The organism is Flavobacterium gilvum (genome assembly GCF_001761465.1).
Lineage (GTDB): Bacteria > Bacteroidota > Bacteroidia > Flavobacteriales > Flavobacteriaceae > Flavobacterium > Flavobacterium gilvum.
Map to the genome: position 1 here is coordinate 237,306 of NZ_CP017479.1, position 25,595 is coordinate 262,900.

Genomic DNA, 25,595 nt, shown 5'->3' on the forward strand with positions numbered 1-25,595 from the left:
CCCTTATAACCTGGATTCTGCATTTAATTTTCTTATATTTGTAGTAAATAAAAATGATTATGATAACGAATATCAATGAATTGGATTTTGACAAAACCTATTCCTACGCCGATTATCTTACTTGGAAATTTCAGGAAAGGGTGGAGATCTTTAAGGGAAAACTTTTCAAAATGAGTCCTGCTCCAAGCACTTCTCATCAAAAAGTGTCAATGAAGCTGACCAAATTTATATTGCAAAAATTCAGCAATCATCCCTGCAATTTATTTGCTGCTCCTTTTGATGTCCGATTATTAGACAAAAAGAAAACCACAAATGACAGCGAAATTTTCACGGTGGTTCAACCCGATTTGTGTGTTATTTGTGATGAAAACAAGCTTGACCAGAGGGGTGCTTTTGGTGCTCCCGACTTGGTTATCGAAATACTTTCTCCGGGAAATTCAAAAAAAGAATTAAAATATAAGTTTGATTTATACGAAGAAGCAGGAGTTTTAGAATATTGGATAGTAAATCCCGAAGACAAAACATTTTTAATATATGTTTTGAAAGACAATCAATTCATAGGATTACATCCTTTAATCGAAGAAGACCAAATAAAAAGCCCATTATTTCCTCAATTGGATTTTGTTTTGGAAGAAATTTTCAAATAATACCATTCACAAATATAAAATAGTCCTTTTGTTTAACCTCACCCCAGCCCTCTCCAAAAGGAGAGGGAGTAAAGATTGGATTATTTTATATTTGTGAATGGTATAATATACCTGCAAGTTCAGTTTAAAAAATCAAATATTTATACAACCATCATGTTCTAGTAACTCGATGGTTTTTTTATACACAAATAATACTAACTAAACATTGAAATAACATAGCGTTTTTACCTTCGTAAAAACTAAAAATGAAAAGAAAAAGAAAAATTCCTCTCGTTGTTTTAAGTGATGTTCACTTAGGTACTTATGGCTGCCACGCCAAAGAATTATTACAGTACTTAAAATCGATTCAGCCACAAACATTAGTTCTCAATGGTGACATTATAGACATTTGGAGTTTCTCCAAAAGTTATTTCCCTGCCGCCCACATGAATGTTTTGAGACAGATTATTAAAATGTCGAATCTCGGGACTCGCGTCATCTACATTACCGGAAATCACGACGAAGCTTTACGCAAATATTCCGATTTTATTTTAGGAAATTTTGAATTGGTCGACAAGTTAACTTTGGACTTGGACGGCAAAAAAGCATGGATTTTTCATGGTGATATTTTCGATTCCTCAACTCAGGGATTTGCCAAAATACTAGCCAAAATTGGCGGAAAAAGCTACGATTTATTAATTTTAATAAACAGCTTCATCAATTGGTTTCTGACTATTTTGGGTAAAGAAAAAAGAAGCTATTCCAAAATGATAAAAGACAGCGTCAAGAAAGCAGTTTCCTTTATCTCCAATTTTGAAACTACAGCTGCCGAAGTTGCTATTCAAAAAAAATACAGTTATGTAGTTTGCGGACACATTCACAAACCCCAAATAAAAGAAGTAAAAAACGAACACGGAACTGTTACGTACCTCAATAGCGGAGATTGGATTGAAAACCTCACTGCATTAGAATACAAAAAACAAAAATGGAGCCTTTATCAGTATAAAAAAGACCATTACAATGACGCCGACAATAATGAGGAAAAAGTAGTTAATGATATTGTCAACAAAATTCTCTCTTAAAAAAGTAAAAAATGAAATGATCATAACCATAAATTGGCCAAAACCACTAATCTTTTTTATGTGAATTCCATATTTCAAAAAAACAAATAGTATCTATATATGAAAATATTTTACGCTATACAGGCCACAGGCAACGGACACATCAGCAGGGCGGTGCAATTGTATCCTTATCTGCAAAAATTTGGTGAAATTGATTTTTTCTTAAGCGGCAACAATGCGACTCTGGATATTAATTTGCCTATAAAATTCAGAAGTGAAGGCTGTAGTCTGCATTACAGCAAATGTGGCGGTTTGAATTATTGGGACATTGCCAAAAACATAAAGCCCCGACAGATTTACAAAGACGCCGAATCGCTGCCTCTGAAAAACTACGATGTAATTATCAATGATTTTGATTCGATTACTTCACTGGCCTGCAAAATGCAAAAAGTACATTCAATACAACTAGGACACCAAGCCAGTTTTATTTCTCCAAATACGCCAAGACCCGAAAAGAAAAGTGTTATGGGCGAAATGATTCTCAAACATTATGCTCCTTCTCCTAAAAACATCGGACTGCATTTTGACAAATACGATGACTTTATTCTTCCTCCTATCATCAAAGACGAAATCGTAAACGCCGACCCAAAAAACTCAGAACACATCACTGTTTATCTGCCTTCCTTTCAGCAAGATTGCCTAGAGAAAGCCTTCAATAAACTTCCGAACATAAAATTTCACTGGTTTCTGAATGGCACAATTGCCAAACACACCGTTAAGAACATCACTTATTTTCCCGTAAATCAAGAATATTTCAACAAGAGCCTTATAAAATGCGAGGGGATTATTACCGGTGGTGGTTTTGAAACACCAGCCGAAGCTTTATATCTTGGAAAAAAATTGCTTTCAATCCCAATTCGTAAACATTACGAACAAGAATGCAATGCCGCTGCACTCAAAAAACTGGGTGTCCCCGTTTTGTACGATGTGGACAAAGATTTTCACTTAACCATCGAAAACTGGCTGGATTCCCGAATAAAATATCCAACCATAAAAGCCAATAATATTCCCGAAACCCTGCAATTTTTATTTGACACCTATCACCAAAAATAAACACGAATTTTCACGATTCTCCTTTTCAGGCTATTAAAAATTTGAGATAATCTACTTAAAAAAAAACTATAAAAAACAAAGCGAGGCTGTCCAAAAAAGACAGCCTCACTTGATTTAAAATCAAATTTCGATTATTTTTTAATCGTCAATTCATCAATAATATTTTTGGCTCCGGCGTATTTATCGATTAACCAAAGTACATAACGAATGTCCACGTTGATTGTTCTTTGCAATTTAGGATCAAAAATAACGTCTCCTGCCATAGCTTCGATATTTCCGTCAAAAGCAATTCCGATTAATTCTCCTTTTCCGTTAAGAACCGGTGAACCAGAATTTCCTCCCGTAATATCATTATCTGTCAGGAAATTTACTGGCATATAACCTGCTTTATCAGCATATTGACCAAAATCTTTTGCTTTATTTAATTCAAGTAAACGAGCCGGTAAATCAAATTCCTGGTCTCCTGCTTTGTACTTTTTAACCATACTTTCCATAGAGGTATAGTTATTTATTTTGGCATCATTGCGTTTGTCCGCAGGCAAAGCACGAACTTTTCCGTAAGTAAGTCTTAAAGTTGAGTTTGCGTCTGGATACTTAATAGTATTCAATTTAGACTCTCTCAAACCTTCAACCAATAAGCGATAAGCTGTTGCAAAATTATCATCTGCTTTTGCCTGATCATCAGTTTTCGCTCTATATTTTGCCAACAAATCATTCGAAATAATAAACAAAGGATCAGCTGCAATTAATTCTGCTTTTGGATTATTCATAAAAGCCGCAACCGATTCTTTCGAAGCAAAAATACTAGTGCCAATTGCCTTGTTTACATCTGCAGTAAAATCACCATTATTTGCTGATTTCATTTTAGCAATTTCAGGAGCCAAGCCGAATTCAATGGCTTTAGAAGCATATAAATTCAATTGAGCAGTCAATACATCTTTTTCTAATGGCGCATAAAAACTACCATAAATAGTCCCAATCAATGCGTTAATCTTAGGAAGCATTTCGGCTTTTTTAGCGTCATTTTCTTTATAGTAAGAAAGTAAAGCATTTCCTAAATTGGTCGGTCCAACTGCATAATTTGAAGTACGCAAAAGCTGAGTCAGATAATTATCATGACGTGCTTTTAGATCCGTATTTTTATAATAATCATTAATTGTCGAAATTATATTTCCGTACTTACCTTTATTTTCCGGTTTTGCTGCCCACTGGCTAAATGCAACTTCCTGTTTAGTTTTGGTTGCCACTGTACCTGCTTTTGTTAAAGCATCAATCATCCCCTGTCGATTTTTCCAGTAATTTGCTGTTGAAGCATATTTAGATGCGTATTGCAAACGAACTGCAACATCTTTATCCATATACTTTTTCATTTGATCCATTCCGGTTTTTGCACCTTCAACCCAGGCAGGATAAGCATATTTTATGTTTTGCTCAATTCCGCCCGCCGGCATCCAACGGTTGGTACGCCCCGGATAACCAAGAATCATGGCAAAATCATTTTCTTTTACCCCTTTGATACTTACAGGCAAATAATGTTTTGGCTGCAAAGGCACATTGTCTTTAGAATATTCGGCTGGATTTCCATTTTTATCCGCATATACTCTAAACATTGAGAAATCTCCCGTTTGACGAGGCCATTCCCAGTTATCAGTGTCTCCACCAAATTTACCAACACTTTCCGGAGGTGTTCCTACTAAACGAACATCTGTATAATCCTGGTAAACAAAATAGTAATATTCATTTCCCTGAAAAAACGGACGAACAGAAACAGTGTATTTTCCACCTTCGCTATTTTCTTTTTCGATCAAAGCAATTTCTTGCTGAATTACTTTATTACGTTCTGTTTCGGTCATTTTATCATTCACTTTTGATAAAATTCGTTTCGAAACATCATCCATACGAACAAAGAAACGCACGTATAACGATTTTGGTTTCAATTCCTCCGAACGATTTTTGGCCCAAAAACCATCTCTCAAATGATTTTGTTCTGCTGTCGAAAGTTCAGCTATGGCACTATATCCACAATGGTGGTTTGTAAGTACCAAACCGCTATTTGAAACAATCTCGGCTGTACATCCACCATTGAATTGCACAATTGCATCTTTTAAACTATGATGATTAATGCTGTAAATTTCTTCGGCTGTCAATTGAAGTCCCATTTTCTCCATATCCCTATGGTTGAGTCTTTCAATAAACATTAAGAACCACATTCCTTCATCGGCTCTTACCGGGATTGCTAATAAGCAAACGGTTAAAAATAAAATTATCTTTTTCATATTATATTTTGAATTAGTAATGCGAATATAATTCATTTTCACAATTATAACCTCAAAAACACCTTTCAAAATAAATATACTTAATTATTTTAGACAGTTTATTATGAATTTAACATTATTAATTAAAATTTCGCACTAAAAATTATAAACCCCAGAATTTTCTTTAACATAAACAAAAAAAGATGTCCCGTTACCAGAACATCTTTTTGAAATATTTTTATTGTCATTGCCGTAGAGACGCACTGCAGTGCGTCTCTACGTACAGAAAAACATTTTTTTATTCATTCAGCATTTTCCACAATTTGTCTTTCAATTCGGTCAAGCCTTGCTGTGCAACCGAGGAAATAAACATATACGGAACACCTTTGAAAGAAACATCCAGTTCAGTTTTCAATTCGGCTTTCAATTCATCATCAAGCATATCACATTTTGAAATCACAACCAAACGTTCTTTATCCAGCATTTCGGGATTGTATTTGGTCAATTCGTTTACCAAAATATCATATTCTTCCTTGATGTTTGGTGTATCCACAGGAACTAAAAACAATAAAGTCGAGTTACGCTCGATATGACGCAGGAAATAATGCCCCAAACCTTTACCTTCGGCGGCACCTTCAATAATTCCAGGAATATCTGCAATTACAAATGACTGAAAATCTCTGTAAGCCACAATTCCAAGATTTGGTTTTAATGTGGTAAACGGATAATCGGCAATTTTTGGCTTCGCCGAAGTCAAAACCGACAATAAAGTTGATTTTCCTGCATTTGGAAAACCTACCAAACCTACATCGGCCAGAACTTTTAATTCCAAAATAACATCCATTTCCAAACCTGGCAACCCTGGCTGTGCATATCTTGGTGTTTGATTCGTCGGACTTCTGAAATGCCAGTTTCCAAGACCTCCTTTACCTCCTTTGGCTAATATTTTTTTCTCTCCTTCTTCGGTAATTTCAAAAAGCGTTTCGCCTGTTTCTTTATCTTTTACGACAGTCCCCAACGGAACTTCGATATATTTATCCTCTCCATCGGCGCCGGTGCTTCGGTCTGAGCCTCCGTCTCCACCATGTCCTGCTTTGATATGTCGGGCAAATTTCAAGTGAAACAAAGTCCAGAGTCCTTTGCTGCCCACCAAATAAACGTGTCCTCCGCGACCACCGTCACCACCGTCTGGCCCACCTTTTTCAATAAATTTTTCTCTATGCAAATGCGTAGATCCTTTTCCTCCTTTTCCTGAAGAAACATAAATTTTTACGTAATCTACAAAATTCCCCTCTGTCATATTCTTTTGTTTAAAGTTTAAAGGTTTAAGAGTTTAAGGGTTTAAGAGTTTAAGGACTTAGCTGACTTCCAACTAACTTTAAACTATTTTAAACTTTTAAACCAACTTTTTAAACCTTTAAACCAATTTTTTAAACCTTTAAGGCCTTAACCAACACTTTATCAATCTTCACGCCATCCATATCGATGACCTCCAACTCAAATTTTTGCCAAATCAACTTTTCTCCTTCTTTTGGAATACGAGACAATTCGGTCATTATCAACCCACTTACTGTGGTTACTTCATAATCATTTATCAAATCATCCAACTCGAAATACGTAAGGAAATCGTGCAACGAATAATGTCCGTCTACCATCCAAGTTCCATCCTCTCTTTCTATTAACTGGAAATCGTCTTTATAAAAATCGGATGCGTTACCAACCAATGCTTCAAGAATATCATTCAACGTAATTACTCCTTGAAAAACACCGTACTCATCCGAAACCAACGCATAATGAATCCCTGTTTCCTTGAATTGTTCCAATGCTTTGTAGGCAGTGGTTTGCTCCATCATGAAAGGGGCTTCGGTCATAATCTCCGCCAAATTGAAATTATCGTTATCAAAATGCGAGAATATATTTTTCAGATTTACAACCCCAACAATATCATCGTGATTTTCGCCATAAACAGGATAAATAGAATGCAGCTCTTTTAGCATAAAATCCTTTACCGTACTCTTACCGGCATGTAAAGGCAATAGTATAACCGACTTTCGGTGTGTCATCAACGAATTGATTTTTCGGTCTCCAATATGAAAAACACGCTCAACGATATCCTGCTCGATTTCCTGAACTTCTCCAACCTCGGTTCCTTCCTTGATGATGGCTTTAATTTCTTCTTCTGTTACTTTTCCGTCAGCGGTAGGTTTTATTTGCAAAACGTCTAATAAAAATTCGGTCGAAGTTGTTAGCAACCAAATAAAAGGAGCTGTTATTATCGAAATAATTTTCATTGGCACAGCAACTGCCTTTGCAATTCCTTCGGGATGGTTCAGTCCTATTCGTTTGGGCAGCAATTCTCCTAAAACCAAAGAAAAAAACGTCAATATCACAACAACAATACCAACAGCGATGGAATGTGCAAACGGAATCAATACCTGAAAAGTTTTTACAAAAGCCTCTACATCGGCAGTAATTTTGTCACCGCTGTAAATACCTGTAAGTATCCCGATAAGCGTTATTCCGATTTGTACTGTTGACAGAAACTTATTTGGGGAATTGGCCAAATCCAAAGCCGTCTGGGCACTTTTGTTCCCTTTTTTGGCTGCGGTTTCCAATCTGTTTTTTCTGGCAGAAATCAATGCGATTTCCGACATAGAGAAAACCCCATTTAAGAGTATCAGAAAAAATATAATTAATATCTCCAATGTTTAGAAAATTCGTTTATGTTTTTGATTATTAGAACCTTGTTATTGCAACACCTCTTCTTCATAGCCCAGATGGAAGTGAAAAGCCCACAGTCCCGTTGTTTAATTTTTATGAGTGACTCAAAAGCAACTGGAAGAAGCTTATGAGACGCTTTAGAAAAATAAACAACGGGGCGCGGACTTGAAACGTACAGCTGGAAATAGCTTCTATAAATTATCGATAACTGTCGTTAATCTTTCCGTAATTTCCTGAATACTTCCTATTCCGTTTACGGCGTGAAATTTATTTTGATCTTTATAATATCCTACTAAAGGAGCTGTTTTTTCGTTGTATTCTTGGTAACGATTTCTGATTTTGTCTTCGTCCTGATCATCTGCTCTTCCGCTAGTTTTTCCTCTTTCTAATAATCGGGCTACCAAAATATTGTCATCAGCTTCCAATGCTATTGTTGCAGCCACATTTGAACCGATTGTTGGCAAAAATGCATCCAATGCTTCGGCTTGGGAAATTGTTCTTGGATATCCATCGAATAAAAATCCTTTGGAATCCAAATTTTTATTTACTTCATCGATAAGCATTTTGGTAGTCAACTCATCTGGAACCAAGTCGCCGGCATCCATATACACTCTAGCTTCTTTTCCCAATGGGGTATCGTTTTTCAGGTTGTAACGAAAAACATCTCCTGTTGAAATGTGAGTTAAATTATATTTTTCTTTTAAAAACTCTGCCTGAGTTCCTTTTCCTGCTCCTGGCTTACCAAATAAAACTATATTGATCATTCCTTACTATATAATGGTTTTTAATTAATTATTCTTCCTTCAACTGATATACTTCGGGTAAATTCCTTCCCAATCCATCGTAATCCAATCCATAACCAACGATAAATTTGTTTGGAATACGAATACCTATGTAATCAATTTTCAAATCTTTTTTGAAAGCATCAGGTTTAAAAAATAATGTTGCTATCTTAAAATGTTTGACATTTTGACTTTTGAACAATTTTTTCAATTCTTCCAAAGTGTTTCCCGTATCGATGATATCTTCGAGAACAACTACGGTACGCCCGGTTAAATCCTGATTTAAACCTATTAACTGCTTAACCGATTCTGTTGAGGAAGTCCCTTCGTAGGAAGCCAATTTGATAAATGATACTTCACAGGGTTTCTTGTATAACTTCAAAAAATCGGAAACCACCATAAAAGAACCATTTAATACTCCAATAAAAATAGGAGTTTCGTCAAAAAAGTCGTCCTCTATCTGAGCAGCCATTTTTTCTAGGGCAAAGTTTATTTCTTTGGCCGAAATAAACGGAACAAATTGTTTATCGTGTAGTTGTATCACAGCTTGATATTTTTAAATATTTGACAAAGATAGGAATTTCACTTTTGACAATTGTCAATTGATTTGTACTTTTAAATCAAAAAAAAAAAATGATAGCAGCCGAATTTCAAAAAAACTTAGATTATGTAAGCGCGTACAGAGCCAGCAGACAAAGATTTGCCGATGAAGTTCTGCATAATCACGATCTTTTTCCAGAGTTGGTTCGGCTTTGTTTTGAGACTTCAGACAAAAATCATCCTAAAGCCTGCTGGATTTTGGAATTTGTGTGTTACCAAAAATTGGAATGGATGAAAGAATATTTGGATTTTTTTTGTTCCCAAATAAAAAACATTAAAGAAGAAAGTGCTATTCGTCCCGTTGCAAAAATCTGCCAGCTTTTGATAAAATCACATTATAAAAAAGGAGAAATACAGCTTTCAGAAAAACATTTAGAAGAAATAACAGAAACCGGTTTTGACTGGCTAATCAACGACACCAAAGTCGCTTCCAAAGCCTATTCGATACGAACTTTATATCTTTTGGGGAAACATTATGATTGGATTCATCCCGAATTAAAAACCATAATCACCAAAGATTTTCCAAATCATAGTGCGTCTTATAAGGCAGTCGCCAAAGAAGTTTTGAAGAAAATAAAATAGCATTTTCCTATTCGATTAGGAAAAAGTATCTTTGCAAAGCCTTGGCAATATGCTAAAACGGCAAAGTAAACACAATCACAAATGAATTATTTTTCGTCCTCTTTTAAATTAGGAATCCTCGGTGGCGGGCAATTAGGCAAAATGCTTTTGTTTGACACCCGAAAATTTGACATCCAAACTTATGTTTTAGACCCAAGTGATGAAGCTCCTTGCAAAATCGCCTGCAACCATTTTGTTCAAGGTGATTTGATGGATTTTGAAACCGTATATAATTTTGGTAAAAAAGTTGATGTATTAACTTTTGAAATCGAATTGGTGAATCTCGATGCTTTGGAAAAACTAGAAAACGAAGGAAAAAAAGTTTACCCTTCTCCAAAAACATTGAAACTTATTCAAAACAAAGGAGTTCAAAAAGAATTTTATACCAAGAACAACATTCCGACTGCGCCTTTTGAGAAATTTGAGAATCTCGATAATCTAAAATCTAAAATCCAAAATCTAAAATTACCGTTTGTCTGGAAATGCACCGAATTTGGATACGACGGAAACGGAGTAAAAATCATTCGTCAAACAGCTGATTTGGAAAATTTGCCAAATGTAGAATGTATTGCAGAAACGATGGTGCCTTTCAAAAATGAATTGGCTGTAATTGTTTGCCGCAATCCATCAGGCGAAATCAAAACCTATCCAGTGGTAGAAATGGAATTTCACCCCGAAGCCAATCAGGTGGAATATGTAATTTGTCCAGCGAGAATTGACGAAAAGGTTGCCGAGAAAGCAAGAGCCATTGCACTGAATGTTTCGCAACAGTTCAACCATGTGGGACTTTTGGCGGTGGAGATGTTCCAAACCGAAGATGACGAAATCTTGGTAAACGAAGTAGCGCCGCGTCCTCACAATTCTGGTCATTACAGCATCGAAGCCAGTTATACTTCGCAATTTGAAAACCATTTGCGCGCCATTTTGGATTTGCCTCTTGGAAACACAGACAGCAAAGTTGCTGGAATTATGGTGAATCTTGTAGGAGCCGAAGGATTTTCGGGAGATGTTGTTTACGAAAATATCGAAACCATTTTGGGCTGGAATGGTGTTACTCCGCACATTTACGGAAAAAAACAAACACGCCCTTTCCGAAAAATGGGACACGTGACTATTGTCAATGAAAATATGGCAGAGGCCAGACGTATTGCCGAGGAAGTTAAGAATACGATTAGAGTGATTTCATAATTAAAAAATTTAAAGCTTGAAAAATTTAAAAGATCGTGTTACCTATTTTTAAATTTTTCAATCATTTAATCTTTAAATAAAAAATAAATGAGCAAAGTAGCAGTTATAATGGGAAGTATCTCAGACATGCCGGTCATGCAGGATGCGATAGACATATTAAAACAATTCAGTATAGAAGTTGAAGTCGATATCGTTTCGGCGCACAGAACACCAGAAAAGTTATTTGATTTTAGTAAAAATGCACACAATCGTGGTATTTCGGTAATCATTGCCGGAGCTGGTGGTGCTGCTCATTTGCCGGGAATGGTAGCATCGATGTCGCCTCTTCCTGTAATTGGAGTTCCTGTAAAATCAAGTAACTCTATTGACGGTTGGGATTCGGTATTATCGATTCTTCAAATGCCAGGTGGAGTTCCTGTAGCAACTGTAGCTTTGAACGGTGCTAAAAATGCCGGAATTCTTGCTGCACAAATTATAGGAAGCGCCGACAGAAATGTTTTGGACAGCATTATTTCTTATAAAGAAGGACTCAAAGAAGCAGTTTATAAATCCTCTGAAAATTTGAATAAATAAAGAAAAAGCTCCCTGAAAAAGGAGCTTTTTTGATATTGTTAAATCTAAACTTGGGGGAGATTAATTTTAACAATAATCTTTGTGGTATTTAATATAGTATCTTTTTTTTTGGGGCAAAAAGAGTTTATATTTTCGATGAACTAATTCGCTTTCTAATTAATTTCTCGACTAAAGTACACAAATAATCGATAAAAAACATATATATTTTAAATTTTAACATATTTTTCCTCATTAATTTTTCTGTTAAAATTCAAAAAACAAGCCACAAGCAACCAATTATTTGCAACAAAACAGAATAAAATCATGAATATACTACTTCAAAAATTTGACACGAAGCTAGACACAGCGCCATTTTCTAAAATAAAAAACGATGATTACCTACCCGCTTTTCAAGAAGCAATTCTTTTAGCAAAAGCAGAAATTGACGTAATTGTAAAAAATACAGAAAATCCTACTTTTAAGAACACGATTGAAGCTCTATCTTTTAGCGGAGACACACTTGACAGAATTTCAAATATCTTTTTCAATTTGAACTCGGCAGAAACGAGCGACGAAATGCAAAAAATAGCTCAAGATGTTTCTCCATTGTTATCTGAATTTGGAAATGACATTCGTCTAAATGCCGATTTATTTGCCCGAGTAAAATCGGTTTATGACCAGAGAGAGTCTTTGAATTTGAATCCTGAGCAAGAAACCCTTTTGGATAAACAATACAAAAGTTTTTCTAGAAATGGTGCTAATTTACCAGAAGACAAGAAAAATAAACTGCGTGAAATTGACAAAGAATTATCCTCGTTAAGTCTTAAATTCGGCGAAAATGTTTTGGCCGAAACCAATGCTTTCGAAATGCATCTTACAGACTACAACCATTTGGCCGGTTTGCCTGAAGGAACTATCGAAGCCGCCCGCTCATTAGCGAAAGCGCAAGAAAAAGAAGGCTGGATTTTTACTTTGGACCACCCGAGTTACCTTCCGTTTGTGACTTATGCGGACAACCGTGAATTACGCAAAAAAATTACAATTGCTTTTGGTGCCAAAGGCTTTCAAAATAACGAATTTGACAATCAGGAAATTGTTTTAAAAATCGCCAAACTGCGTTTTGAAAGAGCCAATCTTTTGGGTTACAAAACCCACGCTCACTTTGTCCTTGAAGAACGAATGGCCGAAAGTCCAGAAAAAGTTTTGTCTTTTTCTAATGATTTATTAGCCAAAGCCAAACCAGCTGCTCAAAAGGAATTTGCAGAATTATCGGCTTTCGCCAAAAAACTGGACGGTATCGAACAATTAGAAAAATGGGACGGCGCTTATTATTCAGAAAAACTGAAACAACAATTATTCAATTTGGATGATGAAAAATTGAAGCCTTATTTCCAATTGGAGAAAGTATTAAACGGTGCTTTCACTATTGCAGGAAAACTATACGGATTGACTTTTACCGAAGTTTTTGACATCGACAAATACCACGAAGAAGTTAGCACTTATGAAGTAAAAGACAAAAACAACGAATTGGTTGCAGTTTTCTATGCCGATTTTTTCCCAAGAAAAGGAAAACGAAACGGGGCTTGGATGACATCATTCAAATCACAATATGTAAAAGATGGCGTAAACGAAAGGCCGCACATTTCGAATGTCTGCAACTTTACCAGACCTACAGAAACCAAACCATCGCTTTTGACATTCAACGAAGTAACAACCTTATTTCATGAATTTGGGCATGGATTGCACGGAATGTTGGCCAATACCGTTTACCCAAATCTTTCGGGAACATCTGTTTACTGGGATTTTGTGGAATTACCAAGCCAAATTATGGAAAACTGGTGCTACGAACCGGAAGCCTTGGCTCTGTTTGCACACCATTACGAAACCGGCGAAGTTATTCCCCAAGAATACGTTCAAAAAATCAAAGAGAGCGCCAGTTTCTTGGAAGGAATGGCAACAATGCGTCAATTGAGTTTTGGATTGCTTGACATGGGTTGGCACGGGCAAGACCCAACAAACATTACTGATATAAAAACTTTTGAAACAGAGCATTTCGCTTCTACCAAATTGTATCCTGATGTTGCCGAAAACGCTATGAGTACTGCCTTTTCTCATATTTTTCAAGGCGGATATTCTTCCGGTTATTACAGTTATAAATGGGCCGAAGTTCTCGATGCAGATGCTTTTGAATATTTCAAAGAAAATGGCATTTTCAACGAGGAAATAGCTGAAAAATTCAAAGAAAACATACTTTCCAAAGGTGGAACCGAACATCCTATGTTACTCTACAAACGCTTTAGAGGACAGGAACCAAAACCGGATGCATTGCTGAAAAGAGCGGGGTTATTGTAAATTAATTAGATTGTTAGAATCTTAGATTATTAGAGAAACCGAAGTTGTAATGCTTCGGTTTTTTCATTTCAAAAACTCCCTGAAATTTTCTTTCGTAACCATCAAAAATTTTGGTTGATAGGCTTCCTCAAATGGTTTTGGCAATTTGACTTTCTTTAAAGATGCCCATTTGAATTCGAAAGCAGTTCTATTCCTATTCACCAATTTTACACCAAATTCGGTGAATATATTCACCAAAATCATACTTTTTAAAGAAGAAGTAAGATTCTAAGACTCTAAGTTGCTAAGATTCTGAGTCCAAAAAACTTAGAATCTCAGCTTCTTAGAAACTCAGCAACTCATAAAGTAACTCAGCAACTCATAAAAAAACAACCATCAGCCACCAAAAAATAGGCACAGCTTCGACCCAAAAAGAAGTATAATATTTGGATCGATTTGTGTTGGCAAAAAAGATAAATAACATTAGGGTTATTACCATAATAAGGTTTATGACGGCATCATGATAATTAAATGTCGATATAAAAACTTCCAAAAACCAAAATGGGATTAATAGCAAAAACCCTAAAAGCTTGGTTTTTTTTACGCCAATTGTCTGTGGAACTGTTTTTAAATGCGGATCATCATTTGCCAAATCGATTATTTCAAAAACTAAAATCAGTACAAAAACCAAAATAAAACGCTGTATGCATTTTATAAAAAAATCTGATGTAACAGCGATTTCGGCATTTATTAAAGGTAAAACCAAAGTTGCCCCAACCCAGCAAAGTGATACGATATAAATTTTTACTCCTGCCCAATTTCTGGCGTTTTTTCTATTTGGAAAAAAGGGCAAAGTATAAAGCGCTGTTATTGCGAGAATAACGACAGCGACAACTTGGGTAATCCTTTTTAAATGAAAAAAATAATATCCAACTAAAAGCACCGAAACAAAACTCAAAACAGCAATAGTTTTCAATTGATTCCTGACCAGTTTTCTTTTTACCCGAACCAATGCATCGTATTTAACAAAATTATAACCGACAATTGCTCCAAAAAAAACAAACAATGCCATGGCTTGGTCATACGGAATATGAAAAACATGAAACGTAATCTGCACCAAAGCAAAGCACGACAAGGCAACATGAATGCTACTGTTTACATAGAACCGGAGAATGTTTTTCAAAACCTTCATCAAAATATTTAATCAATTGTTAATAAACCAGTCTATTAGTTGAAAAATCCCTATAAAATCAAGTTAAAAAAGGGTAATATTTTGAGATTAATATTTATTTTTGCACCACAAAAAATCACAACACTTTTTATTTCTACACTAAATTGTCCTGATTCGAACGAAATTCAAATATAGATGAATATTTATGAAATCTGGCTTTTCCTTTAGACATAAAAAATAAACTGTAGCTACACAAAACACAATATGAAAACAGATGCATTTGCTTTAAGACACATCGGTCCTAATGAAACAGACCTTCAACACATGTTGAAAACAATTGGAGTTGAATCGATAGACCAACTTATCTACGAAACACTTCCGGACGATATTCGACTAAAAGCACCTTTGAATCTTGACCCCGCAATGACGGAATACGAATTTGCCAATCATATTCAACAATTAGGAAATAAAAATAAAGTATTCAAATCCTATATCGGTTTAGGATATCACCCAACAATTATTCCTGCTCCTATTCAAAGAAATATTTTTGAAAACCCAGGATGGTACACTGCTTATACGCCTTACCAAGCCGAAATTGCCCAAGGTCGTCTGGAGGCTATCCTGAACTTCCAAACTGTAGTTACCGAACTTTCCGGAATGGAAATTGCCAACGCTTCTTTGCTTGACGAAGGTACTGCCGCTGCCGAAGCAATGGCTTTATTGTTTGACGTAAGGACACGCGATCAAAAGAAAAACAACACCAATAAATTCTTCGTTTCCGAAGAAATATTACCACAAACTTTATCGGTTTTACAAACCCGTTCCACTCCAATCGGAATCGAATTGGTTGTTGGAAATCACGAAACTTTCGACTTTTCAAATGAATTTTTCGGAGCTATTCTTCAATACCCTGGAAAATACGGTCAGGTAAACGATTATTCTGCTTTTATTGCAAAAGCAAAAGAAAACGAAATCAAAGTAGCTGTTGCTGCAGATATCTTATCATTGGCAACTTTGACTTCTCCGGGAGAAATGGGAGCTGCTGTAGTAGTTGGAACCACACAGCGTTTCGGTATTCCAATGGGTTACGGCGGTCCTCACGCAGCTTTCTTTGCAACCAAAGAAGAATACAAACGTTCTATGCCGGGACGTATCATTGGGGTTTCTATCGATGCGAACGGAAACCGTGCTTTGCGTATGGCTTTGGGAACTCGTGAACAACATATCAAACGTGAAAAAGCAACTTCAAACATTTGTACCGCTCAGGTTTTACTTGCAGTTATGGCCGGTATGTATGCTGTGTATCACGGGCCAAAAGGATTACGATACATCGCCAACAAAGTTCATGCTTCTGCAGTTACAACTTCTGAAGCTTTAAATAAATTAGGCGTTTACCAAACCAACTCAGCTTTCTTTGATACGATTTTGGTTAAAGCCGATGCTCAAAAAGTAAAAGCCATTGCCGAAAGAAATGAGGTAAACTTCTTCTATGTTGATGCCGAAACGATTTCAATTTCGTTGAACGAAACGACTTCAATTGCAGACATCAACCAAATCATTTCCATTTTTGCGGAAGCGACAGGAAAAGAAACTTTCACCGTTTCAGAACTTGCAACAGCTTCTCAATTACCGGCTTCGTTAGAAAGAACTTCTTCTTTCTTAACGCATGATGTATTCAACAACCATCATTCTGAAAGCCAGTTGATGCGCTACATCAAAAAATTAGAACGTAAAGATTTATCGTTAAATCATTCGATGATTTCATTGGGTTCTTGTACGATGAAATTAAACGCTGCTTCCGAAATGTTGCCTTTATCAATGCCAAACTGGAACAGTATTCACCCTTTTGCACCAATAGAACAAGCTGAAGGTTACATTACCATGCTTAAAAAATTAGAGGAACAATTAAACGTAATTACAGGATTTTCCGGAACTACTTTGCAACCCAACTCGGGAGCACAAGGCGAATATGCAGGCTTAATGGCCATCCGCGCTTATCATATTTCACGTGGCGAAGGATACCGTAATGTATGTTTGATTCCGGCTTCGGCTCACGGAACCAATCCGGCTTCGGCGGCTATGGCGGGAATGAAAATCATTGTTACCAAAACTACTCCCGAAGGAAATATTGACGTTGAAGATTTAAGTGAAAAAGCCATTGAACACAAAGACGATTTATCTTGCCTGATGGTAACTTACCCTTCGACTCACGGAGTTTACGAATCTTCGATTATCGAAGTCACAAAACTAATTCACGAAAACGGAGGATTAGTATATATGGACGGTGCCAATATGAACGCCCAAGTAGGCTTGACAAACCCTGCCACTATCGGTGCTGATGTTTGTCACTTAAACTTACACAAAACATTCGCAATTCCTCACGGAGGTGGCGGACCTGGTGTTGGGCCAATTTGTGTAAATGAAAAATTAGTTCCGTTTTTGCCAACAAACCCAATTCTAAATGTAGGCGGAGAGCAAGCAATTACGGCAATTTCCTCAGCTCCTTATGGATCTGCTTTGGTATGTTTGATTTCTTACGGATACATCACAATGATGGGTGCCGATGGATTAAAAAGCGCTACCGAGCACGCCATTTTGAATGCCAATTATATGAAATCCCGTTTCGAGGGGCATTACCCAATTCTTTATACCGGAGAATGCGGAAGAGCCGCTCACGAAATGATTTTGGATTGTCGTTCGTTCAAAGAAAACGGAATCGAAGTTGGCGATATCGCCAAACGTTTGATGGATTACGGCTTCCACGCACCAACAGTTTCTTTCCCGGTTGCCGGAACATTAATGATTGAACCAACCGAGTCTGAAGATTTGGCCGAATTAGACCGTTTCTGTGATGCGCTTATCGCCATTCGAAAAGAAATCGAAACAGCCTCTGCAGATGACAAAAACAACGTTTTAAAAAATGCGCCTCATACATTAACAATGTTAACTGCCGACACTTGGAATTTCCCATACAGCAGAGAAACAGCCGCTTATCCATTAGAATATATTGCCGATAACAAATTCTGGCCATCTGTTCGTCGTGTAGACGATGCGTATGGTGACAGAAACTTGGTTTGTTCCTGCGCACCTATCGAAGCGTATATGGAGAGTTAATATTTTATATTGCAGATTACATAAAACCCTTTCAGTATTAAATCTGAAAGGGTTTTCTTTTGCTTATCAAAAAAACTGCGACAATCTGCATGAAAAAAATATCAAAATAATAAGGAGCAGACGTTTTCCACTTCGATTCACCACACTCCTGCTGTCCGCTATAGTCCCGATTTAGAAAACTGCAGCAAAAAAGCCTTGTTTTCTAAATCGGGAGCTGTCGCTTCCATCAGGGCTAGTTTACAGCTTTTGTTCTTAAAACCTCTTTTCTCAAAAACCATCAATTTCAAACAAATTTTTACTTTCAATTTCACCCCAAAAATCAAGGATTAAAAAGGTTTTTTATTTTTTATAACAAAAAACAGTCACTTTGTTATTAATAATAATTCAAAAAATATAGGTCTGGTTTTTGCGATATTCAATAAAATATATTCGATATTTTTACAACACGTTCAATATTTCATAATTATATGCATGCATAGCAAATAATTTGTGATTTATACATTTATTATAATTAATTTAGCCAAAATATATTTGGCGAATATCATAAAATGAAAATAAAAATAACTGGAATAGGAAGCTACATTCCTGAGAAAAATATAAGCAACACCGACTTTGGCGATCACGTTTTCCTAAACGAAGACGGGACTCCATTTGCATATCCAAACGAAGTGGTTATTACCAAATTCAAAGGAATTACAGGAATCGAAAAAAGAAGATATGCCGAAGATCATTTTACCGCTTCGGACTTAGCCTTTTTTGCTTCTCAAAAAGCAATCGAAAACGCAGGAATAGACCCTGAAACTCTTGATTATATCATTTTTGCACACAATTTTGGCGATGTAAAACACGGAACGGTTCAATCGGATATCATACCTAGTTTAGCCACAAGAGTAAAACATCAACTGCAAATAAAAAACCCAAAATGTGTGGCCTACGACATCCTCTTTGGTTGTCCGGGATGGATTGAAGGGGTATTGCAAGCCAATGCATTCATAAAATCAGGCATGGCAAAAAGATGCCTTGTCATAGGAGGCGAAACCTTATCCCGCGTTGTAGATGCACACGATAGAGATTCTATGATTTACTCGGATGGAGCCGGAGCCACTATTATAGAAGCCTCCGAGGATGAAACCGGAATGTTGTCCTATGAAAGTGCCACCTATGCCGCCGAAGAAGCCAATTTCCTTTTCTTCGGAAAATCATACAATCCCGATTTGAATCCGGATACCAAGTATATCAAAATGTACGGTCGAAAAATTTATGAATTTGCTTTAAGCCATGTACCTACAGCAATGAAAAGCTGTCTGGATCAAAGCGGTATTGCGATTGAGGATGTCAAGAAAATCCTTATCCATCAGGCCAATGAAAAAATGGACGAAGCTATTATTCATCGTTTTTACAAATTATACGGTCAGACACCCCCGGAAAACATTATGCCGATGAGCATACACGATCTTGGAAACAGCAGTGTTGCAACTGTTCCTACGCTTTTTGATTTGCTCGTAAGAAATCAAATTGAAAATCACCAAATACAAAAAGGGGATGTCCTTATTTTTGCTTCTGTTGGAGCCGGAATGAACATCAATGCCTTTGTTTATCGATATTAAGATTAACCGTACGCTTTTTTTGAAGCCCACTTCCCTTTTTTAAGGAAGTGGGCTTTTGTTTTTCCCTAAAATGAACACAAAATCATAAGTTCAAATATTTACATAAGTAATTTTTGAGCTAAGAGATGACTGCAAATTCGCAAATTTGTATTTAGAATTTGCAAAAGACAATATATTCTGATTCATTTAAAAACTAATAAATCATCCCAAACTGACTTAAAAAATTTGGGAATTTGCGGTAAAAAAAACCAAATATTTCCTCTCGACAAATTTGGAATAACAAACCGTATAAGAAACAGAATCTTTATATTTGCAAACGCTAAAGCAAAAGCGATAGTTAAAAATAAAAATCATGTACGAAAAAACGTTTCCCAATAAAAGGTTCAAGCATACTTTAGAATTTTTAAAAAAACACGTTCCTACTTCCCAAACCATTTTGGATTTGGGAGTCGACAATCCTTTTTCCAAAATCATGAAAGAGGAAGGTTATACTGTTAAAAACACAACTGGCGAAGATTTGGATATTAACCAAAACGTTTTTTCGGAAGAGAAACAAGATGTGGTTACTGCTTTCGAAATTTTTGAGCATTTACTGAATCCCTACACTATTTTAACCGAAATAAAATCAGATAAATTACTAATCTCCATTCCTTTGCGCCTATGGTTTTCTTCGGCCTATAGAAGTAAAACAGATATGTGGGACAGACATTATCATGAGTTTGAAGATTGGCAATTAGATTGGTTATTGGAAAAAACGGGTTGGAAAATCATCGACAGGGAAAAATTCACACATCCTGTCAAAAAACTTGGACTGCGTCCTTTATTGCGACTCTTTACTCCAAGATATTACATAGTTTACGCAGAGAGAGTATAAACAATAAAAGACAAAATAAAAATTCCAAATTCCAATCTCCTTGTTGGAATTTGGAGTTTCACCATTTGGAATTTAATTTTTTAAGATGAATTACTACATTGTCATTCCAGCGCACAACGAACAAGACCTAATTGGTCTTACTTTACAGTCTTTGGTTTCGCAAACCGTTTTACCTTCAAAAGTTGTGGTTGTCAACGACAATTCTACCGATAAAACGGAAGAAGTTGTATTGGGTTTTGCCAAAGAAAATCCTTTTATTTCGATTGTAAATAAAACCTCGGATGCAATTCACATGCCCGGAAGCAAAGTGATTCAAGCCTTTCAAAAAGGTTTTGAAACGCTGGATTCTAATTACGATATTATTGTAAAAATCGATGGCGATTTAATTTTTCCTCCCAATTATTTTGAAACCATTATCAATCATTTTAAATCAGATTCAAGAATTGGAATGGCAGGAGGATTTTGCTACATTGAAAAAAACGGAGACTGGGTTTTAGAAAACTTAACCGACAAAGATCATATTCGTGGCGCATTGAAAGCGTACCGAAAAGAAACTTTCCAACAAATAGGTGGTTTAAAACCGGCTATGGGATGGGATACAGTAGACGAATTGCTCTGTAAATTCTACAATTGGAAAGTGGTAACCGATTCCTCTTTACACGTAAAACACCTTAAACCAACTGGCGCAAGTTACAACAAAACAGCTCGTTACAAGCAAGGAGAAGCTTTTTATACACTTGGATACGGTTTTTGGATTACCACAATCGCTTCGGTAAAACTAGCCATGATGAAAAAGAAACCATTGCTTTTTTTGGATTATATAAATGGTTTTTGGAAAGCCAAAAAGGCCAAAACTCCTTTATTGGTTACCGAAGAACAGGCTCGTTTTATACGAAATTATCGTTTACAGAAAATGAAACAAAAACTTTTCTAAGGAAAAACTCATAACTCATAACTTATAACTCACAACAAGTTTGTAATTTAGCCCATATTCTATACAATTATGATGCTCATTCGCTATATAAACCAAATCGGAAAATATTTTTTGATGTGGAGGGAAATCTTCAAAAAACCAACAAAATGGTCGGTTATGAAAGGTTTAATCTTCAAGGAAATTGATGATTTAATCATTGATTCATTAGGAATTGTTTCTTTCATTTCTTTCTTCGTTGGTGGGGTTGTTTCCATTCAGACAGCTTTGAACCTAACTAACTCCTTTATTCCAAAATACCTTATCGGATACGCGACACGCCAGTCGGTGATTTTGGAATTTGCCCCTACTTTCATGTCCATCATCATGGCAGGAAAAATGGGTTCTTTCATAACATCGAGCATCGGGTCGATGAGAGTAACCGAACAAATTGACGCACTCGAAGTAATGGGGGTTAACTCTCTTAATTATTTGGTTTTTCCAAAAATCATTGCATTGCTTTTGTATCCTTTTCTCATCGGAATCGGAATGTTTCTGGGTATAGCCGGCGGTTATCTGGCAACGGTTTATGGTGGTTTTGGCGCCGATGTCGATTTTGTCGAAGGAATTCAAAGAGACTTTTTTCCATTTCATATCATCTATTCTTTTACAAAGACGTTTATTTTCGGTATGCTTTTGGCTACTATACCCTCATTTCATGGATATTACATGAAAGGAGGAGCGCTTGAAGTAGGTAAAGCCAGTACCGTATCCTTTGTTTGGACTTCGGTTACCATTATTGTTCTCAATTATGTTATTACCCAATTACTATTAACAAAATGATAGAAGTAAAAAAAATAGAAAAATCGTTTAACGGTGTCAAAATCCTAAAAGGCGTTTCGAGTGTTTTTGAATCCGGCAAAACCAATTTGATAATTGGGCAAAGTGGCTCTGGTAAAACCGTTTTATTAAAATCATTATTAGGAATTCATACACCCGAAGTAGGAACTATTTCGTTTGACGGACGTATTTACTCGGATTTGAACACCGATGAAAAAAGAGAACTACGCACCGAAATTGGTATGCTTTTTCAAGGAAGCGCGTTATTTGACAGTATGACCGTTGCCGAAAATGTAGCTTTCCCATTAAGAATGTTCACCAATGACAGTAATTACAAAATCATGAAACGAGTTGATTTTGTTTTGGAAAGAGTAAATCTTGTGGGAGCCCACAAAAAACTTCCCTCAGAAATTTCAGGAGGAATGCAAAAAAGGGTAGCCATTGCAAGAGCCATTGTAAACAATCCTAAATATTTATTTTGTGACGAACCAAATTCTGGTTTGGATCCCAATACCGCAATATTAATTGACAACCTCATCAAAGAAATTACTGAAGAATACAACATTACAACCGTTGTAAACACTCACGACATGAACTCTGTAATGGAAATTGGTGACAATATTTTGTTTCTAAAAAATGGCGTTAAAGCTTGGCAAGGGAACAAAGAAGAAATTTTCCTTACTGAGAATGAAGCCATCGTTGAATTTGTATATTCATCCAACTTATTCAAAAAAGTTAGAGAGTCTTATCTAAAAGGATAAAACTATACCATTCAATAAAAAAGCCAGAATATTTTAAAAATATTCTGGCTTTTTTTGTTAATAAAATCGGTTATCAATTCTGCAATTGAGCAACAATTCCTTTTATTTCCTGTTCCTTGCTTTTAGGATAAATCAACAGGACATTGTCTTTGTCTACAATTATAAAATCTTCCAAACCGTCAATAATTACTAGCTTTTCTTTGGATGCACTGATAATATTGCTAGAAGAATTTTGCAATAACACCTTGGCATTTACCACTGCATTATTATTATCATCTTTTGGTAATTTTTCATAAAGAGAACCCCAAGTCCCTAAATCATTCCAATCAAAAGTAGCCAGTAACACGTAAACATTCTTGGCATTTTCCATGACGGCATAATCGATAGAAATATTTTCGGCCAAGGCATAATTTTCGGCTATAAAAGATTTTTCATTGGCGGTATTATAACTTTCAAAACCTTTTTGGAACAAAGAATTCATTTGTGGTTGAAATTTTTCGAAAGCATCGGTAATGGATTTAACACTCCATATAAAAATACCGCCATTCCAAAGAAAATTACCTCTTTTCAGGAATGATTTGGCTGTTTCATAATCTGGTTTTTCACGAAATTGCGAAACTTTTTTCACAGAATTAGTATCCTTTTTATCATATTCTATATATCCAAAACCTGTATTTGGGAAAGTAGGCTGAATTCCAAGTGTCATCAATGCATTTTCATTGGAACAAAAATCAAAACACTGTTGCAAATTTTGAGTAAAAGCATTTTCATCCTCAATCCAATGATCGCTCGGAGCAACAACCATAACCGCATTCGGGTTTTCTTTTTGAATTTTCAAAGACGCATACAAAATGCAAGGAGCTGTGTTTCTCATTGCCGGCTCCAATATAACCTGCTCCTGTTTCACCATTGGCAATTGCTCTAAAACAATCGCATTATAGTTTTCATTGGTCAAAATCAAAATGTTTTCTACAGGAATCAATTTTGATAATCTGCTAAAAGTTTTCTGGATCAAGGTCTGACCTGCACCCAACATATCGTGAAACTGTTTTGGCGTTTCTTTGGTACTAACCGGCCAAAATCGTGAACCGATTCCACCAGCCATTAATATTGCATAATAATTTTTGTTCATTTCGTTTAATTTTTGTTTACTATTACAGCAAACCTTTTATTGACTGGGTAATAGTTCAACCTCAGCATTTGGATTAAATAAATATAATCGTCCGGAACTTATTTCCAAACACTCATAGCGTTTAGTCCGGATTGCAATTTTCTTAAAAATCTTTCCATTTGAAATTCTAAAAACACTGCCATAAGGGATTTCAAAGATATAGTTTTTATCATTTGGTTTATCGTACTGTTTTAGTGCCAATGCCAATGTGGCATCCGTGTCGCTACTTGCCGAAGGATTTCTAAAATGCCTTGCTAACAACGGTAGTAAATGGTTCGGGAAAATCTCCGGCCGAATAAACGGCACCATCATTCTTTGAAAAGAATATTTCCACTCATTTCCGTGGGGTTTTATATTACGGCCAAACTTTTCAAAAGCAACCAAATGCGATATTTCATGAATCAGCGTAATCAAAAATCGGTATTTATTTAGGCTTGCATTCACAGTAATCTCATGTTTGCCATTTGGTCCTTTTCTATAATCACCGTGACGGGTCTGCCTTTCGTTGACAATTTTTAGATGCACTCCATGTGTAACAATCAGTTCAAAAACTGGTTTTACGGCATGTTCAGGCAAATATTTCAAAAGTGTTTCGGACAAGTTAATTATGAATTATGAGTTACGGATTTGTAGAAGAAACCGGCAAGACTTTACCGTTAAAATATTTATGTCCTGAAAGCGTGAAATCAAAAATATAATTGGCCATCTCAGCTGCCGAAAGAGGCGCTTGATAACCTGGAAAAGCTTCTTGAAGCATTTCGGTTTGAACAGAACCCAAAGCCAAAACATTAAAAGAAATTCCTTGTTCTTTATATTCTTCGGCCAATAATTCAGACAGCGTAATTACGGCTCCTTTGCTGGAACTGTAGGCTGCCAATCCTGCAAACTTCAAACTTCCCTGCACACCACCCATAGAACTGATGGTTACTACATGACTGCCTTTTTTTAAATAAGGCAAACAGATTCGGGTTAAATTGGCAACGCCAAAAACATTGACTTTATAAATGTTTTCGAAATCCTGTTGGGTTATTTCGGCAAATGGTTTCAATAATAAACTGCCCGCATTATGGACAACAGCATCGATGTTATTCCAACTTGTAGAAAGAAAATCGGTTACTTTTTGCAACTCATCTTCATTGGACAAATCAACCGATAAAAAAGTGATGTTTTTATGAGAAAGTCTCTGATTTGATTTTCTTGACAAAGCAAGCACCTGATGTCCTGCATTCGCAAATTGCAAGGCTAATTCAAGACCTATTCCCCTGCTTGTTCCTGTAATTACAATATTCTTCATTCA

At 36.1% G+C, this 25,595-nt stretch carries 23 protein-coding genes; 13 read left to right on the top strand and 10 right to left on the bottom strand.

Features of this window, described 5'->3' with window-relative positions; genetic code table 11:
- The first annotated feature begins 53 nt into the window (after positions 1-53).
- The 3 genes from EM308_RS01155 (at position 54) to EM308_RS01165 (ending at position 2,800) form a co-directional block, all read left to right on the top strand.
- A complete protein-coding gene (locus EM308_RS01155; RefSeq protein ID WP_197056131.1) occupies positions 54-647 on the top strand; it encodes a Uma2 family endonuclease in 594 nt (197 codons plus the stop codon).
- Positions 648-892: 245 nt separating this feature from the next.
- A complete protein-coding gene (locus EM308_RS01160; protein ID WP_035637237.1) occupies positions 893-1,708 on the top strand; it encodes a UDP-2,3-diacylglucosamine diphosphatase in 816 nt (271 codons plus the stop codon).
- Between the two features lie 99 nt (positions 1,709-1,807).
- A complete protein-coding gene (locus EM308_RS01165; protein ID WP_035637235.1) occupies positions 1,808-2,800 on the top strand; it encodes a glycosyltransferase family protein in 993 nt (330 codons plus the stop codon).
- 131 nt (positions 2,801-2,931) lie between these two features.
- Here EM308_RS01165 and EM308_RS01170 read toward each other — a convergent pair whose 3' ends face one another.
- The 5 genes from EM308_RS01170 to hpt all read right to left on the bottom strand — a co-directional run bounded on the left by EM308_RS01170 (position 2,932) and on the right by hpt (position 9,102).
- Positions 2,932-5,076, bottom strand: a complete 2,145-nt coding sequence (locus EM308_RS01170; RefSeq protein ID WP_035637423.1) for a S46 family peptidase — start codon at positions 5,074-5,076, stop codon at positions 2,932-2,934.
- Positions 5,077-5,353: 277 nt separating this feature from the next.
- Positions 5,354-6,355 carry a GTPase ObgE gene (gene obgE / locus EM308_RS01175; RefSeq protein ID WP_035637232.1) on the bottom strand — a complete coding sequence of 334 codons (1,002 nt, stop codon included), beginning with the start codon at positions 6,353-6,355 and terminating at the stop codon, positions 5,354-5,356.
- Between the two features lie 130 nt (positions 6,356-6,485).
- Positions 6,486-7,709: a hemolysin family protein gene (locus tag EM308_RS01180; protein ID WP_035637230.1), complete on the bottom strand. Its 1,224-nt coding sequence runs from the start codon at positions 7,707-7,709 to the stop codon at positions 6,486-6,488.
- Positions 7,710-7,967: 258 nt separating this feature from the next.
- On the bottom strand, positions 7,968-8,540 hold the full coding sequence (locus tag EM308_RS01185) for an adenylate kinase (protein WP_035637228.1): 573 nt from the start codon (positions 8,538-8,540) through the stop codon (positions 7,968-7,970).
- Between the two features lie 28 nt (positions 8,541-8,568).
- Positions 8,569-9,102, bottom strand: a complete 534-nt coding sequence (gene hpt / locus EM308_RS01190; RefSeq protein WP_035637226.1) for a hypoxanthine phosphoribosyltransferase — start codon at positions 9,100-9,102, stop codon at positions 8,569-8,571.
- An 89-nt stretch (positions 9,103-9,191) separates the two neighbouring features.
- Here hpt and EM308_RS01195 point away from each other — a divergent pair, with 89 nt between their 5' ends.
- From EM308_RS01195 to EM308_RS01210, 4 genes are all read left to right on the top strand, one after another.
- Positions 9,192-9,740, top strand: a complete 549-nt coding sequence (locus EM308_RS01195) for a hypothetical protein (RefSeq protein ID WP_035637224.1) — start codon at positions 9,192-9,194, stop codon at positions 9,738-9,740.
- 81 nt (positions 9,741-9,821) lie between these two features.
- Entirely contained in the window at positions 9,822-10,967 is a 1,146-nt protein-coding gene (locus tag EM308_RS01200) for a 5-(carboxyamino)imidazole ribonucleotide synthase (protein ID WP_035637222.1), read from the top strand.
- Between the two features lie 87 nt (positions 10,968-11,054).
- Positions 11,055-11,540, top strand: a complete 486-nt coding sequence (gene purE, locus EM308_RS01205; RefSeq protein WP_035637219.1) for a 5-(carboxyamino)imidazole ribonucleotide mutase — start codon at positions 11,055-11,057, stop codon at positions 11,538-11,540.
- A gap of 303 nt (positions 11,541-11,843) precedes the next feature.
- A complete protein-coding gene (locus EM308_RS01210; protein ID WP_035637216.1) occupies positions 11,844-13,871 on the top strand; it encodes a M3 family metallopeptidase in 2,028 nt (675 codons plus the stop codon).
- Positions 13,872-13,934: 63 nt separating this feature from the next.
- On the opposite strand, the gene EM308_RS01215 is transcribed toward EM308_RS01210, so the two are convergent.
- A complete protein-coding gene (locus EM308_RS01215) occupies positions 13,935-14,108 on the bottom strand; it encodes a hypothetical protein (protein WP_156101348.1) in 174 nt (57 codons plus the stop codon).
- Between the two features lie 121 nt (positions 14,109-14,229).
- A complete protein-coding gene (locus EM308_RS01220) occupies positions 14,230-15,042 on the bottom strand; it encodes a UbiA prenyltransferase family protein (RefSeq protein WP_035637210.1) in 813 nt (270 codons plus the stop codon).
- A 243-nt stretch (positions 15,043-15,285) separates the two neighbouring features.
- On the opposite strand from EM308_RS01220, the gene gcvP reads away from it, so the two are divergent.
- From gcvP to EM308_RS01250, 6 genes are all read left to right on the top strand, one after another.
- Entirely contained in the window at positions 15,286-18,135 is a 2,850-nt protein-coding gene (gene gcvP, locus EM308_RS01225; protein ID WP_035637207.1) for an aminomethyl-transferring glycine dehydrogenase, read from the top strand.
- 548 nt (positions 18,136-18,683) lie between these two features.
- The gene (locus EM308_RS01230; RefSeq protein WP_035637205.1) at positions 18,684-19,742 is read left to right on the top strand and encodes a 3-oxoacyl-ACP synthase III family protein; all 1,059 of its coding nucleotides are present in this window, start codon (positions 18,684-18,686) and stop codon (positions 19,740-19,742) included.
- 352 nt (positions 19,743-20,094) lie between these two features.
- A complete protein-coding gene (locus tag EM308_RS01235) occupies positions 20,095-20,616 on the top strand; it encodes a class I SAM-dependent methyltransferase (RefSeq protein WP_035637202.1) in 522 nt (173 codons plus the stop codon).
- A gap of 85 nt (positions 20,617-20,701) precedes the next feature.
- Positions 20,702-21,550 (top strand): glycosyltransferase, encoded by an 849-nt coding sequence (locus EM308_RS01240; protein WP_035637199.1) that lies wholly within the window; start codon positions 20,702-20,704, stop codon positions 21,548-21,550.
- Between the two features lie 69 nt (positions 21,551-21,619).
- Positions 21,620-22,369: an MlaE family ABC transporter permease gene (locus EM308_RS01245; protein WP_035637196.1), complete on the top strand. Its 750-nt coding sequence runs from the start codon at positions 21,620-21,622 to the stop codon at positions 22,367-22,369.
- The gene (locus tag EM308_RS01250) at positions 22,366-23,127 is read left to right on the top strand and encodes an ABC transporter ATP-binding protein (protein ID WP_035637193.1); all 762 of its coding nucleotides are present in this window, start codon (positions 22,366-22,368) and stop codon (positions 23,125-23,127) included. Before EM308_RS01245 ends, EM308_RS01250 begins: the two co-directional genes overlap by 4 nt.
- 73 nt (positions 23,128-23,200) lie before the next feature.
- Here the strand turns inward: EM308_RS01250 and EM308_RS01255 are convergent, their stop codons facing one another.
- The 3 genes from EM308_RS01255 to EM308_RS01265 are packed head-to-tail and all read right to left on the bottom strand — an operon-like array spanning position 23,201 to position 25,592.
- The gene (locus tag EM308_RS01255; RefSeq protein WP_035637190.1) at positions 23,201-24,259 is read right to left on the bottom strand and encodes a mannose-1-phosphate guanylyltransferase; all 1,059 of its coding nucleotides are present in this window, start codon (positions 24,257-24,259) and stop codon (positions 23,201-23,203) included.
- 36 nt (positions 24,260-24,295) lie between these two features.
- Positions 24,296-24,898, bottom strand: coding sequence for a SprT-like domain-containing protein (locus EM308_RS01260; RefSeq protein WP_035637187.1), 603 nt, complete (start codon positions 24,896-24,898; stop codon positions 24,296-24,298).
- Positions 24,899-24,917: 19 nt separating this feature from the next.
- The gene (locus tag EM308_RS01265; RefSeq protein WP_035637184.1) at positions 24,918-25,592 is read right to left on the bottom strand and encodes an SDR family NAD(P)-dependent oxidoreductase; all 675 of its coding nucleotides are present in this window, start codon (positions 25,590-25,592) and stop codon (positions 24,918-24,920) included.
- Between the last annotated feature and the right edge of the window lie 3 nt (positions 25,593-25,595).